This is a genomic window from Paraburkholderia caffeinilytica, assembly GCF_051027425.1.
GTDB lineage: Bacteria > Pseudomonadota > Gammaproteobacteria > Burkholderiales > Burkholderiaceae > Paraburkholderia > Paraburkholderia caffeinilytica_A.
This window is the reverse complement of record NZ_CP186552.1, coordinates 1,658,479-1,674,424: the sequence shown is the minus strand read 5'-3', so window position 1 is coordinate 1,674,424 and position 15,946 is coordinate 1,658,479. Positions and strand designations below refer to the sequence as shown.

The 15,946-nt window shown below is 61.9% G+C and carries 10 protein-coding genes; 4 read left to right on the top strand and 6 right to left on the bottom strand.

What is annotated here, in order from left to right; genetic code table 11:
* Window positions 1–132: 132 nt before the first annotated feature.
* The 5 genes from zapE to typA all read right to left on the bottom strand — a co-directional run bounded on the left by zapE (window position 133) and on the right by typA (window position 9,438).
* Entirely contained in the window at window positions 133–1,230 is a 1,098-nt protein-coding gene (gene zapE, locus ACOSV0_RS07325; protein ID WP_434109634.1) for a cell division protein ZapE, read from the bottom strand.
* Between the two features lie 93 nt (window positions 1,231–1,323).
* Window positions 1,324–2,754, bottom strand: a complete 1,431-nt coding sequence (lpdA, locus tag ACOSV0_RS07320; RefSeq protein WP_434109633.1) for a dihydrolipoyl dehydrogenase — start codon at window positions 2,752–2,754, stop codon at window positions 1,324–1,326.
* 139 nt (window positions 2,755–2,893) lie between these two features.
* A complete protein-coding gene (gene odhB, locus ACOSV0_RS07315; RefSeq protein ID WP_434109632.1) occupies window positions 2,894–4,168 on the bottom strand; it encodes a 2-oxoglutarate dehydrogenase complex dihydrolipoyllysine-residue succinyltransferase in 1,275 nt (424 codons plus the stop codon).
* Window positions 4,169–4,309: 141 nt separating this feature from the next.
* The gene (locus tag ACOSV0_RS07310; RefSeq protein WP_434109631.1) at window positions 4,310–7,171 is read right to left on the bottom strand and encodes a 2-oxoglutarate dehydrogenase E1 component; all 2,862 of its coding nucleotides are present in this window, start codon (window positions 7,169–7,171) and stop codon (window positions 4,310–4,312) included.
* Window positions 7,172–7,611: 440 nt separating this feature from the next.
* Window positions 7,612–9,438 (bottom strand): translational GTPase TypA, encoded by a 1,827-nt coding sequence (gene typA / locus ACOSV0_RS07305; RefSeq protein WP_434109630.1) that lies wholly within the window; start codon window positions 9,436–9,438, stop codon window positions 7,612–7,614.
* Between the two features lie 319 nt (window positions 9,439–9,757).
* Between typA and ACOSV0_RS07300 the strand changes: the two genes are divergently transcribed.
* The 4 genes from ACOSV0_RS07300 (at window position 9,758) to ACOSV0_RS07285 (ending at window position 14,734) form a co-directional block, all read left to right on the top strand.
* Entirely contained in the window at window positions 9,758–10,273 is a 516-nt protein-coding gene (locus ACOSV0_RS07300) for a MarR family winged helix-turn-helix transcriptional regulator (RefSeq protein WP_434109629.1), read from the top strand.
* A gap of 49 nt (window positions 10,274–10,322) precedes the next feature.
* On the top strand, window positions 10,323–11,831 hold the full coding sequence (locus ACOSV0_RS07295; protein ID WP_434109628.1) for an efflux transporter outer membrane subunit: 1,509 nt from the start codon (window positions 10,323–10,325) through the stop codon (window positions 11,829–11,831).
* A gap of 76 nt (window positions 11,832–11,907) precedes the next feature.
* Window positions 11,908–13,137, top strand: coding sequence for an EmrA/EmrK family multidrug efflux transporter periplasmic adaptor subunit (locus ACOSV0_RS07290; RefSeq protein ID WP_434109627.1), 1,230 nt, complete (start codon window positions 11,908–11,910; stop codon window positions 13,135–13,137).
* Window positions 13,138–13,171: 34 nt separating this feature from the next.
* Window positions 13,172–14,734: a DHA2 family efflux MFS transporter permease subunit gene (locus tag ACOSV0_RS07285; protein ID WP_434109626.1), complete on the top strand. Its 1,563-nt coding sequence runs from the start codon at window positions 13,172–13,174 to the stop codon at window positions 14,732–14,734.
* 232 nt (window positions 14,735–14,966) lie between these two features.
* Here the strand turns inward: ACOSV0_RS07285 and truB are convergent, their stop codons facing one another.
* Window positions 14,967–15,902 (bottom strand): tRNA pseudouridine(55) synthase TruB, encoded by a 936-nt coding sequence (truB, locus tag ACOSV0_RS07280; protein ID WP_434109625.1) that lies wholly within the window; start codon window positions 15,900–15,902, stop codon window positions 14,967–14,969.
* Window positions 15,903–15,946: the final 44 nt, after the last annotated feature.

Genomic DNA, 15,946 nt, shown 5'->3' with positions numbered 1-15,946 from the left:
AAGATATCCAGTCGTCCGCGGACGGAATATAAGACCAATCCGAATCTTGAAAATACGCCTTCGGACCCTGCCTCTTCGGCGAGCGGACCGTGATCTATCGTAAAAGCATCCGGGCCCGCGTCACACGGCGGCTTAAGTCAGCGACGTATCGACGAGCCGGCGCGGCGCGTCGAGATATTCTTTCGACTGCATTTCGACGATGCGCGAGACCGTGCGCGTAAATTCGTTGGCCATTGGACCATCGACGTACAGTTGATCGGGCGGCACCGCGGCCGACATCAACAGTTTGACCTTGTGGTCGTAGAACACGTCGATCAACCAGGTGAAGCGGCGCGCCTCCGAGGCCATGCGCACCGACATCTGCGGCACGCCGGACAAAATCACCGCGTGAAAACGGCTCGCCAGTTCCAGGTAGTCGTTCTGCGAGCGCGGACCGCCGCATAACGTCGAGAAATCGAACCACACGACACCATCGGCTCGCCGCAGCGCTTTCAACTCGCGCTTTTCGATGTGAAGGATAGGACTCTCATCGGGAACCGCCGCGAGGCGTGAAAATGCATCGCGCAACGCTTTATCCGAAGCCGCGCCGAGCGGCGTGTGATACACCTCGACCTGGGCCAGCGTGCGCTGGCGGTAGTCGATACCCGCGTCGACATTGATCACGTCGAGCTTCGACTTGATCAGTTCGATCGCCGGCAGCATGCGATCGCGATGCAGACCGTCCGGATACAGCGTGTCCGGATCGTAATTGGACGTCATCACGAATTGCACACCGTTCTCGAACAGTTTGTCGAGCAGACGGTACAGGATCATCGCGTCGGCGATATCCGACACGTGGAATTCGTCGAAACAGATCAGCCGGTAGCGTTTGGCAATCTTCCGGGCGAGTTCGTCTAGCGGATCGGCGGTGCCTTTCAGCTCTTCCAGCTCGCGGTGCACCTCGCGCATGAACTCGTGGAAATGCAGCCGCGTTTTACGCTGCACCGGCACGATCATGTAGAAGCTGTCCATCAGGAAGCTCTTGCCCCGCCCTACGCCGCCCCACATGTACACGCCGCGCGGCAGGTCCGGATGGATGATCAGCTTCTTGAACGCATTCGAGCGGCGCGATTTGTACTCGACCCACTCTTCATAGCACCGCTGCAGACGGTCAACCGCCGCGCGTTGCGCCGGGTCCGATTGATAACCCCGCGTCTGCAGTTCTTTTTCGTAGTATTCGGTGACGTTCATTGTGTTGCTGCAAAAAGAAAAGCGGGAGGGAGTAAACCCGCCCGCCTTTGTGGTGATACCAGAGTACTGTCTGTCAGTCAGGCGTGCGCGTCTTTACATGTTCAGCGCGCGCTTGTCGACAGCCAGCGCTGCTTCGCGCATGACTTCCGACAGCGACGGGTGCGGATGGCAAATGCGGCCGATGTCTTCCGACGCCGCCTTGAACTCCATCGCCACCACGGCTTCCGCGATCAGGTCCGACGCGTTCGCCGAGATGATGTGCACGCCGAGCAGTTCGTCGGTCTTCGCGTCGGCGATCATCTTGACGAAACCATCCGCCTTGTTGATGCCCAGCGCGCGGCCGTTCGCCATGAACGGGAACTGGCCCGTCTTGACTTCGCGGCCTTCGGCCTTCAGTTGCTGCTCGGTCTTGCCGACCCACGCGATTTCCGGTTCGGTGTAGATCACCCACGGAATGCAGTTGTAGTCGATATGCGGCTTCTGACCGTCGATGATTTCGGCGACCAGCACGCCTTCGTCTTCAGCCTTGTGCGCGAGCATCGGCCCACGCACCACGTCGCCGATCGCGTACACGTTCGGCACAGCCGTTGCGCAGTGGTCGTCGACGTCGATGAAGCCGCGCTCGTTCGCCTTCAGGCCGATCGCTTCGAGGCCGAGGTTGTCGGTGTTCGGCACGCGGCCGATCGACACGATCAGGCGGTCGGCTTCGAGCGTTTGCGCGTTGCCGTCCTTGTCCGTGTAAGCGATCGTCACGCTCTTGTCGGTGGTCTTGATTTCGCCGACCTTCACGCCGACGTGGATGTCCAGACCTTGCTTCTTAAATTGCTTGGCGGCTTCTTTAGCCAGTGCCTGGTCGGCCGCGCCGAGGAATTCCGGCAGCGCTTCGAGCACGGTCACATCCGCGCCCAGACGGCGCCACACCGAGCCGAGTTCCAGACCGATCACGCCTGCGCCGATCACGGCGAGCTTCTTCGGCACGGAGTCGAACGTCAGTGCGCCTTCGTTGTCGGCGACGATCTTGTTGTCGACCGGAACGTTCGGCAGGTGACGCGCCTTCGAACCCGTTGCGATGATGACGTTCTTCGCCGTCACGACTTCGGTTTCGCCTTCGCCGCTCACTTCGATCTGCACACCGGCGTCCGTCTTGCCGGTGAACTTGCCGTGACCCTTGAGCCACGTGATCTTGTTCTTGCGGAACAGGAATTCGATGCCCTTGGTCATCTTCTCGACGATGCCTTCCTTGCGGGCCAGCATCTTCGAAATGTCGACCGACACGTTTTCCACGGAGATGCCGTGGTCGGCGAGGTGGTGCGACGCGTTTTCAAATTCTTCCGACGACGCCAGCAGCGCCTTCGACGGAATGCAACCCACGTTCAGGCACGTGCCGCCGAGCTTCAGCGCGCCGGCCGGGTTCTTCCATTTTTCGATACATGCGACCGTCTTGCCGAGCTGCGCTGCGCGGATAGCGGCGATATAACCGCCGGGGCCGGCGCCGATCACGACGACGTCAAATTCTTTGGACATGACAATCCTTTTGATGACGGAGCGACGCGCGACCACGCTTCGTGGCGCGCGTCGATCCAGTACTGCGGAATGCTAGAGACGTGCTGCTTATATGGCGCCGGCTTGCGCAATGGCAAGTCGACGCCGGCCATACCCTCGATTACAGATCGAGCAGCAGGCGCGCCGGGTCTTCCAGCGCATCCTTCATCGCGACCAGCGACAGCACCGCTTCGCGGCCGTCGATGATCCGGTGGTCGTACGACAGCGCCAGATAGTTCATCGGGCGGATCACGATCTGGCCGTTTTCGACCACAGCGCGTTCCTTCGTGGCGTGCACGCCCAGAATGGCGGATTGCGGCGGGTTGATAATCGGAGTCGACAGCATCGAGCCGAACACACCACCGTTCGAGATCGAGAACGTACCGCCCGTCATTTCTTCGATCGACAGCTTGCCGTCCTTGGCCTTCTGACCAAATTCAGCAATCTTCTTCTCGATTTCAGCGAGGCTCAGCTGATCTGCATTGCGCAGGATCGGCACCACCAGGCCACGCGGCGAACCGACCGCGATACCGATGTCGAAGTAGCCGTGATAGACGATGTCGTTACCGTCGATCGACGCGTTCACGAGCGGGAATTTCTTCAGCGCGTGAACAGCCGCCTTCACGAAGAACGACATGAAGCCCAGCTTCACGCCATGTTCCTTTTCGAACTTGTCTTTGTACTTGTTGCGCAGGTCCATCACCGGCGCCATGTTCACTTCGTTGAACGTGGTGAGGATGGCGTTGGTTTGCTGCGACTCGAGCAGACGCTCGGCGATACGCGCACGCAGACGCGACATCGGCACGCGTTGTTCCGGGCGGTCCTTCAGCCACTGGTCGGCCGAGGCCGGTGCCTTGACGTCCGGCAGCGACGGCTTGGCCGCCTTCGGTGCGGCGGCAGCCGCCGGTGCAGCCTTGGCAGCCGGAGCGCCCGCGGTCAGCACGTCACCCTTGGTGATGCGGCCGTCGCGGCCCGTGCCGGCGACGTCGCCCGCGCCCAGACCCTTCTCGGCCATCAGCTTGCCGGCAGCCGGCGAAGCAGCGGTGTTCGCACCCGTTGCGGATGCAGCCTGAGCGGCCGGTGCAGCAGCCGGTGCCGGTGCGGCAACCGGAGCCGGCTTCACTTCGGCTTCGACAGCAGCGGCGCCTGCCGTGCCTTCGGTGTCGATCTTGGCGATCACCTGATCCGCCACGACGATGTCGCCGTCGTTCGAGATCACTTGTGCAAGCACGCCGGCGGAGGGCGCCGGCACTTCGAGCACGACCTTGTCGGTCTCGATTTCGATGAGAATTTCGTCTTGTGCAACAGCCTCGCCGGGCTTCTTCTTCCACTGCAGCATGGTGGCTTCCGAAACCGACTCGGAGAGCTGGGGAACCTTGACTTCAACAATAGCCATTATGAATATCCTGAATACGTATCGGGTGACGGCGCGCGATCTATGTACTCGACGACCGCCTGCGAACCTCGAATGCCGCGAATGATCTTTCAGACGCGGCACGGGAAAGCGCAATGCGCTTTCCCGGTTCGGCTCTAGTGTTTATTTAGCGATCGACGCGCTCTTGAGGCGGCCGAAAGCGCCTTCGATCAGCGCCTTCTGCTGCTCGTAGTGCTTCGCGTAATAGCCGACTGCCGGCGAAGCCGAAGCCGGACGTCCGCTGTATGCCAGCTTCTGCCCTTCCTTCATGCCTTCCTTCAGGTGATGCTCGATGTAGAACCACGGGCCCTGATTCTGCGGCTCGTCCTGCACCCAGACCACTTCAGTCGCGTTGTCGTACTTCTTCATTTCCGCTTCGAACTGCTTATGCGCGAACGGATAGAGCTGTTCGATACGGATGATCGCGACGTCGTTCGACTTCGATTCACGGCGATGCGCCAGCAGGTCGTAGTACACGCGGCCCGAGCAGGCCACCACGCGCTTGACCTTCTTCGGCTCGATCGCTTCGTCGATTTCACCGAGGATCGGCTGGAACGCGCCCTTCGCCAGTTCGGACAGATCCGACACGGCTTCCTTGTGACGCAGCAGCGACTTCGGCGTAGCGACGATCAGCGGTTTGCGGAACAGGCGGATCATCTGACGGCGCAACAGGTGGAAAATCTGCGCCGGCGTGGTCGGCTGAACGACCTGCATGTTGTGGTCTGCGCACAGTTGCAGGAACCGTTCGATACGTGCCGACGAGTGCTCCGGACCTTGACCTTCGTAGCCATGCGGCAGCAGCATCGTGAGACCCGAGACGCGGCCCCACTTCACTTCGCCCGACGAGATGAACTGGTCGATCACGACTTGCGCGCCGTTCACGAAGTCGCCGAATTGCGCTTCCCATGCGACGAACGTATTCGGCTCAGCGGTCGAGTAACCGTATTCGAAGCCCAGCACCGCTTCTTCCGACAGCACCGAGTCGATCACCGTGAACTTCGCCTGACCTTCGGCGATGTTCTGCAGCGGCACATACGTGCCGTCGTTCCAGCGTTCGCGGTTCTGATCGTGCAGCACCGCGTGACGGTGCGTGAACGTGCCACGGCCCGAGTCCTGACCGGTCAGGCGCACGGCGTAGCCCGATGCGACCAGCGACGCGAATGCCAGGTGTTCGCCCATGCCCCAGTCGAGCTTCGCTTCGCCACGGCCCATCGCGCGACGGTCGTTGATGACGCGCTCGACCAGCGGGTGAACCTTGAAGTTTTCCGGGATCGTGGTGACGCGCTCAGCAAGGCGCTTCAGCTCGGCCAGCGGCACGGCCGTATCGGCTGCGTCGGTCCACTTGCGGTTCAGGAACGGAACCCAATCCACCGCATACTTGCTCTTGTAGTTCGAGAGTACCGGGTCGATCGTGTGATGGCCTTCGTCCATCGCCTTGCGGTAGGCCTTGACGAATTCGTCGCCTTCTTCCGCGGTGATCACGCCTTGTTGCACCAGCTTCTCAGCGTACAGTGCGCGCGTGCCCGGGTGCTTCGCGATCGTCTTGTACATCAGCGGCTGCGTAACAGCCGGCGTGTCCTGCTCGTTGTGACCCAGCTTGCGGAAGCAGACGATATCGACAACCACGTCCTTGTGGAACTGCATCCGGAAGTCGATAGCCAGTTGCGTAGCCAGCACGACCGCTTCAGGATCGTCACCGTTCACGTGCAGCACCGGCGCTTCGATCATCTTGACGACGTCCGAGCAATACAACGTGGAGCGCGAGTCGCGCGGGTCCGACGTCGTGAAGCCGATCTGGTTGTTGATGACGATGTGCAGCGTGCCGTGCGTGCCGTAACCGCGCGTTTGCGCGAGGTTCAGCGTTTCCATCACGACGCCCTGGCCTGCGAAGGCCGCGTCGCCGTGGATCTGCACCGGCAGCACTTGCAGGCCGCTGTCGTCGCCGCGACGGTCCATACGCGCCTTCGCCGAACCTTCGACCACCGGGTTGACGATTTCGAGGTGCGACGGGTTGAACGCGAGCGACAGGTGAACCGGGCCGCCGTCGGTCGAAACGTCCGACGAGAAGCCCTTGTGGTACTTCACGTCGCCGGCCGGCAGGTCGTCGTGGTGCTTGCCTTCGAATTCGGCAAACAGGTCAGCCGGCATCTTGCCCAGCGTATTGACCAGCACGTTCAGACGGCCACGGTGAGCCATGCCGATGACGATTTCCTGCACGCCGTTGGCGCCGCCGTGACGCACGACTTCGTCCATCGAGGCGATGAAGCTTTCGCCGCCTTCGAGCGAGAAGCGTTTCTGGCCGACGTACTTGGTGTGCAGGAAGCGCTCGAGGCCTTCAGCGGCCGTCAGGCGATTCAGGATGTGCTTCTTCTTTTCATTCGAGAAGTTCGGCGTCGAACGGATCGATTCGAGCTTCTCTTTCCACCAGCGCTTCTGTTCCGGATCGCTGATGTACATGTACTCGGCGCCGATCGTGCCGCAGTACGTGTCACGCAGGGCCTTGACGATCTCACGCAGCGAAGCGCGCTCGAACCCGAAATACAGATTCGTGGCGCTGAACTCCTGGTCCATGTCGGCTTCGGTGAAGTCGTAGAACGCGGGTTCGAGTTCGGGGATTGCGGGACGTTCGCGGCGCTTCAGGGGATCGAGATTGGCCCATTGCGAGCCGAGGAAGCGATATGCGCCGATGAGGGACTGCACATAGACTTGCTTGCGGGAGGTAGCGAGGTCTTCGCCGCCGGCCGCCGTGCGCGGGATAAAGGCATTAGCCTTGGCCCGTTGCGCAAACGATTCGACGATCGGGCCGTGGGCCACGTCGTTGGCATTGCTGCCATCCGATGCAGGGACATTCTGCAACGCGTCGAAATAGCTGCGCCAGTTCTCGGGCACTGACGCCGGATTATCGAGATACGCTTCGTACATTTCTTCTACGTACGGAGCATTGCCGCCGAACAGATAGGAGTTCGACTGGAATTGCTTCATCATTTTTACGCTCACCTTTCTTCGAGTTTCTCGAGAAATAGCGGGTTACAGAACCTTCCGCGACACGGCCTGACCGTTTAGCGGATTGCGCGAATCAAGTCTTGCTTGGAAGGACCTAAAACTTTGCACCCGGGGAGCATATCACAGAACGGATAGTGCAGATAGCAGACGGATTGCCGCTCAAGCCCGTCACGGCGGGCTTTCAGCCACATTACCCAGCGCTCGCAACAGTCTTCTGCGAGAAACAGGGACAAACGGAACGCCAACCGCGAACAACTGCATGCAACGGTTGCAAGCGGCCCGCGGGATCGGGCACAAACCACCCACCACCACCCCCCCCCGAATGCCACTGGGGGCCAGAAACGGCAAAAGCCACCCGGAGGTGGCTTTTGCCTGACATCGCGCCCTCACCTGGAACCAGGGCTGGGGGCCGCGGCGCCGATTTAGTCCACTGCGCCCTTACGGCTCGCGCTGCGGCGCTCGTGTTCCTTCAGGTAACGCTTGCGCAGACGAATGGATTGCGGCGTGACTTCGACCAGTTCGTCGTCGTCGATGAATTCGACCGCGTATTCCAGCGACATCTGGATCGGCGGCACGAGGCGCACCGCTTCGTCCGTACCCGACGAACGCACGTTGGTCAGTTGCTTACCCTTGATCGGGTTCACGACCAGGTCGTTGTCACGGCTGTGAATGCCGATGATCATGCCTTCGTACAGCGGCTCGCCCGGCGACACGAACATACGGCCGCGGTCCTGCAGCTTCCACAGTGCGTAGGCAACTGCCGCGCCGTCGTCCTGCGAAATCAGCACGCCATTGCGACGCTCGCCCACCGCGCCTTCCTTGACCGGCTGATACGAGTCGAACGTGTGGCTCATCAGGCCCGTGCCGCGCGTGAGCGTCAGGAATTCCGACTGGAAGCCGATAAGGCCACGCGCCGAAATACGATACTCGAGACGCGTACGGCCACGGCCGTCCGACGCCATGTCGAGCATTTCGCCCTTGCGGCGGCCCAGCTCTTCCATCACGCCGCCCTGGTGGCCGTCTTCCATGTCGACCGTCAGGTTTTCGTACGGCTCGTGCTTCACGCCGTCGACTTCCGTCATCACCACGCGCGGACGCGACACGGCCAGCTCGTAGCCTTCACGGCGCATGTTTTCGACCAGAATGGTCAGGTGCAGCTCGCCGCGGCCCGCCACTTCGAACGTGGTTTCGTCGCCCGTTTCTTTCACGCGCAGCGCGACGTTGTGGTTCAGTTCCTTCATCAGGCGATCGCGAATCTGACGGCTCGTGACGAACTTGCCTTCGCGGCCGGCCAGCGGCGACGAATTGACGAGGAAGTTCATCGTCAGGGTCGGTTCGTCGACGGTGATCATCGGCAGGGCTTCCGGCTGTTCCGGCGAGCAGATGGTCACGCCGATGCCGATTTCTTCGATACCGTTGATCAGCACGATGTCGCCGGCTTCAGCCGAGTCGACCTGCACGCGCTCCAGCCCCTTGAACGACAGAACCTGGTTGATCTTGCGGTTCAGGATCGCGCCGTCGGGACCCGAACGCACGGCGACCGACATGCCCGGCTTGATCGTGCCGCGCGTAATGCGGCCGACGCCGATACGGCCGACGTACGACGAGTAATCCAGCGACGTGATCTGCAATTGCAGCGGCGCGGCCGGATCGGCCGGGCGAACCGGCACGTGTTGCAGCACGGCTTCGAACAGCGGACGCATGTCGCCTTCGCGCACGTCCGGCGTCAGGCCGGCGTAGCCGTTCAGGCCCGATGCGTAGACGATCGGGAAATCGAGTTGTTCGTCGGTTGCGCCCAGCTTGTCGAACAGGTCGAACGTCTGGTTGATCACCCAGTCGATCCGCGCGCCCGGCCGGTCAACCTTGTTGACCACGACGATCGGCTTGAGGCCGAGCGCCAGCGCCTTCTTGGTCACGAAGCGCGTTTGCGGCATCGGGCCTTCGACCGCGTCGACCAGCAGCAGCACCGAGTCGACCATCGACAGCACGCGCTCCACTTCACCGCCGAAGTCGGCGTGGCCCGGCGTGTCGACGATGTTGATGTGCGTGCCTTCGTATTCGACCGCGCAGTTCTTCGAAAGAATCGTGATGCCACGTTCTTTTTCGATGTCGTTCGAGTCCATCACGCGCTCGACAACCTGCTGGTTGTCGCGGAACGTGGCCGTCTGGCGGAGGAGCTGGTCGACGAGCGTGGTCTTGCCGTGGTCGACGTGGGCAATGATGGCGATGTTGCGTAGGGCGCGAGTCATAGGAACCTGGAGACAGTTGGAGTGCGCCAGCAGCAGCATTGTGTACGAAGCCAACAAAGCCCAAAGCGCACTTTTGGGAACCCAACATTATAGCACGGCGAAATGAAGCTTTCTGGTATTCCCTGATGGCCCCACTGCTTTCTCCGCCATTGAACGTCAGAAATAAGCTCACTCCGCATCGGCAATAACCTACGCAAAACCGCGCGCATTCTGCCTTGAGCAGGAAAAGTTCCTTGCCTAAGCTGTAATAACGCTTGCCGCGTCAATCAACCGCCCCCTATAATCCTGCCTAGTCAACCATTGCATTCGCACGAGAATCATGACGGAGCCGTCCTCTACCCCCACGCCGGATCTCAGCGAGTACCAGCTCGGCGAAAGCGTCGGCTATCTGATTTCGCGGGTGAAATCGACCCTGTCCAACCTGGTCACCCAGCGCAGCATGGCTGAACTGGGCATTACCAGCCAGCAAGGCAGCATCCTGTTCATGGTGGCGAGCGGCAAATGCCTGCTGGCGGCCGAACTGGCGCGTGAATACGGCATCGACGCAAGCGCCGTCACGCGTCTGGTCGACCGGTTGGAGAAACGCGGCCTGCTGACGCGGGTGCGCAGCAACGAAGACCGCCGGGTCGTACGGCTCGCGCTGACACCGGAAGGTCATGCGATCGCGGCAAAAATGCCCGCTATTTTCAACGGCGTGCTGGACAACCTGCTGGGCGGTTTTACCCCCGAGGAAGTCGGTTTTCTGAAGAGCATGCTGCGCCGTGTACTCGTCAATTCCGGTGAACAAACGGGATTAACCCGTGATGCAACAAGCAATTTTGACAGTAAATCGTAATAAATTGCTTGCAGTGTCCATCATTACATTCCACTCAAAGAGTCGAGCGATGAAATCCCTTTCCCTGTCCGCGCCCGCGCTTTCGAGCCGGGCCGCTGTCGCCGCCGCGGTGACGGCGCTCGCCCTCACGGGGTGCGCGAACTACTTCGGCATGAAGAGCGACAAGCAGATCGCGTCGCCGGCTCAGTACGAGTCCACCCAGAGTCTGTCCGGCCAGGGCGGCCAATGGCCGTCGGTCGACTGGGCCAACCAGTTCGGCGACCCCCAACTGTCGAAGCTGATCGCGGAAGCGCTGGAAGGCAGCCCCTCGATCGCGCAGGCCCAGGCGCGTCTCGCCAAGGCTTCGTCGTACATCGAGAGCTCGCGTTCGGCGCTGTACCCGAAGGTCAACGGCAGCTACTCGTGGACCCGCGAGCTGTTCTCGGGAAACGCGCTCTACCCGCCTCCGTACGGCGGCACCTGGTATAGCGAGAACAACGTGCTGGCGAGCGCGTCGTGGGATCTGGACCTGTGGGGCAAGAACCGCCAGCGTCTGGGCCAGGCCGTGTCGCAGGAAAAGGCTGCCGAAGCCGACATGCAGCAGGCGCGCGTGACGCTCGCCGCCTCCGTCGCGAGCACGTATAACCAGCTTGCGCAGTTGTATGCGTTCCGCGACATCGCCGCGCGTGAAATCACCAACCGCCAGGACATCAGCCGCATCACCAACGGCCGCGTCAGCGCCGGACTCGACACCAACGTCGAACGGGAAACCGCGAACGGCAACATCGCGACCAGCCAGTCGAACCTGACCGATCTCGACGGTCAGATCACCGTGGCGCGCTATCAGTTGGGCGCGCTGCTCGGCAAAGGCCCGGATCGCGGCCTGCAGATCGCCAAGCCGGTTCTGACCACCGGCAACACGGTAGCGCTGCCGGACAATCTGCCGGCCGACCTGGTGGCGCGCCGCGCGGATATCGTGGCTGCACGCTGGCAGGTGGAAGCCGCGATGCATGACGTGAAAGAAGCGAAAGCGGAATTCTTCCCGGACATCAACCTCGCCGCCGGTTTTGGTTTCGATGCGTTCGGCTGGGGCCGTTTCCTTAAGTCGAGCAGCCGTCAGATGCAACTCGGCCCGGCAATTCACCTGCCGATCTTCGACGCCGGTGCGCTGCGCTCGCAGTTGAAGGGCCGCTACGCAGACTTCGACCTCGATGTGGCGAACTACAACCAGACGCTGATCAACGCGCTGTCCGACGTCGCGACGCAAGTGTCGTCGATCCGTTCGATCGACCAGCAATCGGGCGACGCCCAGCGCGCGCTCGACGCGTCGACCAAGGCCTATCAGCTGGCGGTGATCCGCTACAAGGCCGGCTTGTCGCCGCAGTTGCAGGTGTTGACCGCCGACCAGAACCGCCTTAGCGCCGAACAGACGGTAACGGGCCTCAAGATGCGCCGCCGCGATCTGCAGATCGGCCTCATCAAGGCGCTCGGCGGCGGTTTCGACGCAACGCAGACCGGCCTCGTGGTGCCGGCCGATGCCCCGGCATCGGCCACCGCCGCGACCGCCGCTGCAAACTGAAGCCACATCGACGCGAACCACACCCGCACGAACATCCGAATAAACGACGACGTCTGAGAGAAACCGGAGCACATCAATGAGCACCCCCCAGCAGCCCGCGGCCCCCGCACAACCGGCGAACAACGGCAAACGCAAGCGCATGATGACGCTGCTCGTCATCGTGATCCTGATCGCCGCGGTCGCCTACGGCCTTTACTACTTCCTCGACGCACGCTTCCATGAAGACACGGACGACGCCTATGTGAACGGCAACGTCGTGCAGATCACGCCGCAAGTCACCGGCACGGTCGTCGCCGTGAACGCGGACGACACGCAAACGGTGAAGGCCGGCGACCCGCTCGTCGTGCTCGATCCGGCCGACGCGCGCGTCGCGCTCGAACAGGCCGAAGCGAATCTTGCGCAGACGGTGCGTCAGGTCCGCGGCCTGTTCGCCGACGACAACCAGTACCAGGCGCAAGTTGCGCAGCGTCAGTCCGATCTGTCGCGCGCCCAGGACGACCTGAAGCGCCGCCTGACGGTCGCGCAAACCGGCGCCGTGTCGGCGGAAGAAATCTCGCACGCACGCGATGCCGTGAAGAGCGCGCAAGCCTCTGTCGACGCCGCCGAACAACAACTGGCATCGAACCGCGCGCTGACCGCCAACACCACGATCGCGAATCACCCGAACGTGCAGGCCGCCGCCGCGAAGGTCCGCGACGCGTACCTGAACAACGCGCGTAACAACCTGCCGGCGCCGGTCACGGGCTACGTCGCGAAGCGCTCGGTGCAGGTCGGCCAGCGCGTCTCGCCGGGCACCCCGCTGATGGCCATCGTGCCGCTGGGCGGCGTGTGGGTCGATGCGAACTTCAAGGAAGTGCAGCTGAAGCACATGCGTATCGGCCAGCCGGTCGAATTGACGGCTGACGTGTACGGTTCGTCGGTGGTGTACCACGGCAAGGTGGTCGGCTTCTCGGCGGGTACGGGTTCGGCGTTCTCGCTGCTGCCCGCGCAAAATGCAACCGGCAACTGGATCAAGGTGGTTCAACGTCTGCCGGTACGGATTGCGCTCGACCCGCAGGAACTTGAAAAGCATCCGTTGCGTATCGGCCTGTCGATGCAAGCCGACGTGAGCATCAAGGACGACCAGGGTGGTCAGCTCGGCCAGGCGCCGAACACGGTCTATCAGACCAACGTGTTCGACAAGTACGGCGACGAAGCTGACGCTGAAATTGCTCGCATCATCTCGGAAAACGCAGGTCCGAACGGCGGCTCGCAGAAGTCGGCTCAAGCCGGCAGCACGGCCAAGGCCGCCGCGAAGCTGATGTAAGCGGCGCGACGATTCATATAAGGCTTTCTGATTAATGGCTCAGGCTCAGGCGCAAGTCCCTCATCCGCCGCTCGAGGGCGCGCAACTGGTAATCGGCACCATCGCGGTGTCGCTCGCCGTGTTCATGAACGTGCTCGACACGTCGATTGCGAACGTGTCGATCCCGTCCATTTCGGGCGACCTCGGTGTGTCGTCCGACCAGGGCACGTGGGTCATCACGTCGTTCGCGGTCGCGAATGCGATTTCCGTGCCGCTGACCGGCTGGCTCACCGACCGTATCGGCCAGGTGCGCCTGTTCATGGCGTCGATCATTCTGTTCGTGATTTCGTCGTGGATGTGCGGCCTCGCGCCCACCCTGCCGTTCCTGCTGGCTTCGCGCGTGCTGCAAGGCGCCGTGGCCGGCCCGATGATTCCGCTGTCGCAAACGCTGCTGCTCGCGAGTTATCCACGCGCCAAGGCGCCGATGGCTTTGTCGATGTGGGCGATGACCACGCTGATCGCGCCGGTGGCCGGGCCGATTCTCGGTGGCTGGATCTCGGACAACATCTCGTGGCCGTGGATTTTCTACGTCAACATCCCGGTCGGTGCGATCGCCGCCATCGCGACGTGGACGATCTTCCGCAATCGCGATTCGGTCGTCAAAAAGGCACCGATCGACGGCGTCGGTCTCGGTTTGCTGATTCTCTGGGTCGGCTCGTTGCAGGTGATGCTCGATAAGGGCAAGGACCTCGACTGGTTTTCGTCGACCACCATCGTGGTGCTGGCGCTGGTCGCGGTGATTTCGCTCGCGTTCTTTATCGTGTGGGAATTGACGGCCGAGCATCCGGTGGTCGATCTATCGCTCTTTAGCCGGCGCAATTTCACGAGCGGCACGATTGCGTTGTCGATCGGTTACGGGCTCTACTTCGGCAACCTCGTGTTGTTACCGTTGTGGCTGCAAACCGATATCGGCTACACCGCCACCGAAGCGGGTCTCGTGATGGCGCCGGTCGGCCTGTTCGCCGTGCTGCTCTCGCCGATCACCGGCAAGGTGTTGCCACGCACCGATCCGCGCTATATCGCGACCTTGTCGTTCCTCGTGTTCGCGCTCTGTTTCTGGATGCGCTCGCGTTATACGACCGGCGTCGATACGTATTCGCTGCTGCTACCCACGTTGATTCAGGGGATCGGCATGGCCGGGTTCTTCATCCCGCTGGTGTCGATCACGCTGTCGGGTTTGCCGGGCAACCGGATTCCGGCTGCATCGGGTCTATCGAATTTCGTGCGAATCATGTGCGGCGGTATTGGCACGTCGATTTTCCAGACGGCATGGGATCACCGCACCATCATGCATCATGCGCAACTGGCCGAGCAGGCGAGCGCGTACAACCCGGTTTTCGATCAGTCGATCCGGCAGATGGGGGCGGCGGGCTTTAGTCAGCCGCAGGCGTATGGTCTGTTCAATTCGATGGCTACGCAGCAGGCCGCGCAGTTGGGCGTGAACGATCTCTTCTTTATCTCGGCGGGGATCTTTGTCGCGCTGATCGCGCTGATCTGGATGGCAAAGCCGGAACGCGCCGGCGGTGATGCGGGTGCGGCGGCTGCGGCAGCGCATTGAGGCTTTAGCTTCGGTCCACGAAGCGTGGCTGTAGGTGGATGTAAAAAAAGGCGGGACCGCTCAAGAGCGGTCCCGCCTTTTTTGTTGCTGCCGATGTCTAAGCTCGATCCGTTGTTGTGAGGCGGATGATGCTACAGCTTGCTTGTAGCCGGAATCGACTGTCGCGGTGACGTTGCCGATCTTCGGCCTACCTTGCTGCCGTGACTGCGGTGACAACACTGAACTTCAGTGGCTAGCTCGCAGCCGTTACTACCAGCCGTTCCGGCGCCAGCACACCCTCGCCTTGCCTCGCCACGCCAAGCAGACGCCCGTCCGCGGCATACACGCGCACGCGCAGCGCATTCACCGCCTCGGCAGTGATGGTCAACTCGGAAAGCTTGAGCCTCTGCCCATGCAGGAAGCGACGGGTCGCGTCCTCGTCCAGCGTGACGAGCGGGAAAGTGGACAGCAATGCATCGACCGGCTGCAGCCACGTATCGCGCTCGCTCTCCGTCGCATCGGACAACGCGTCGAGCGTCACCGAATTCTCGAGCGTCAACGCGCCGACGCCGGTACGCCGCAGCGCAACCAGATGCGCACCACAACCCAGCGCCTCGCCGATATCCTCGGCGAGCGTGCGCACATACGTGCCTTTGCTGCACGTCACACGAAATGTCACGTCGGGCAGCGCACAGGCAAGCATTTCAAGCGCGTGAATCGTCACCTGACGCCCTTCCCGTTCGACCGTCTGGCCCGCGCGCGCGTATTCGTACAGCGGCTTGCCGTCGCGCTTGAGCGCCGAATACATTGGAGGGACCTGAACGATGTCGCCGAGAAAGTTCTGCATCGCCGCCTGGACTGCAGCCTGATCGCACGTCACGTCGCGCGTATCGATTGCTTCGCCTTCGGCGTCGCCGGTGGCCGTGCGGATACCAAGGCGCATGGTCGCCTCGTAGGTCTTGTCGGCTTCGAGCAGGTCTTGCGAAAACTTGGTCGCTTCGCCGAAACACAGCGGCAAAAGACCCGTGGCGAGTGGATCGAGCGTGCCGGTGTGGCCGGCCTTTTTAGCCAGGTAGAGACGTTTCGCGCGAATCAGCGCGTCGTTGCTCGACAGGCCGAGCGGCTTGTCGAGCAGCAGCACGCCGTCGAGCGCGCGACGCGGCACGCGGGGGCGTTGAGGTGCGGTCATGTCAGAAAGACAGGGTCTTCGAAGTGGTCGGAAACAGCGCTAGA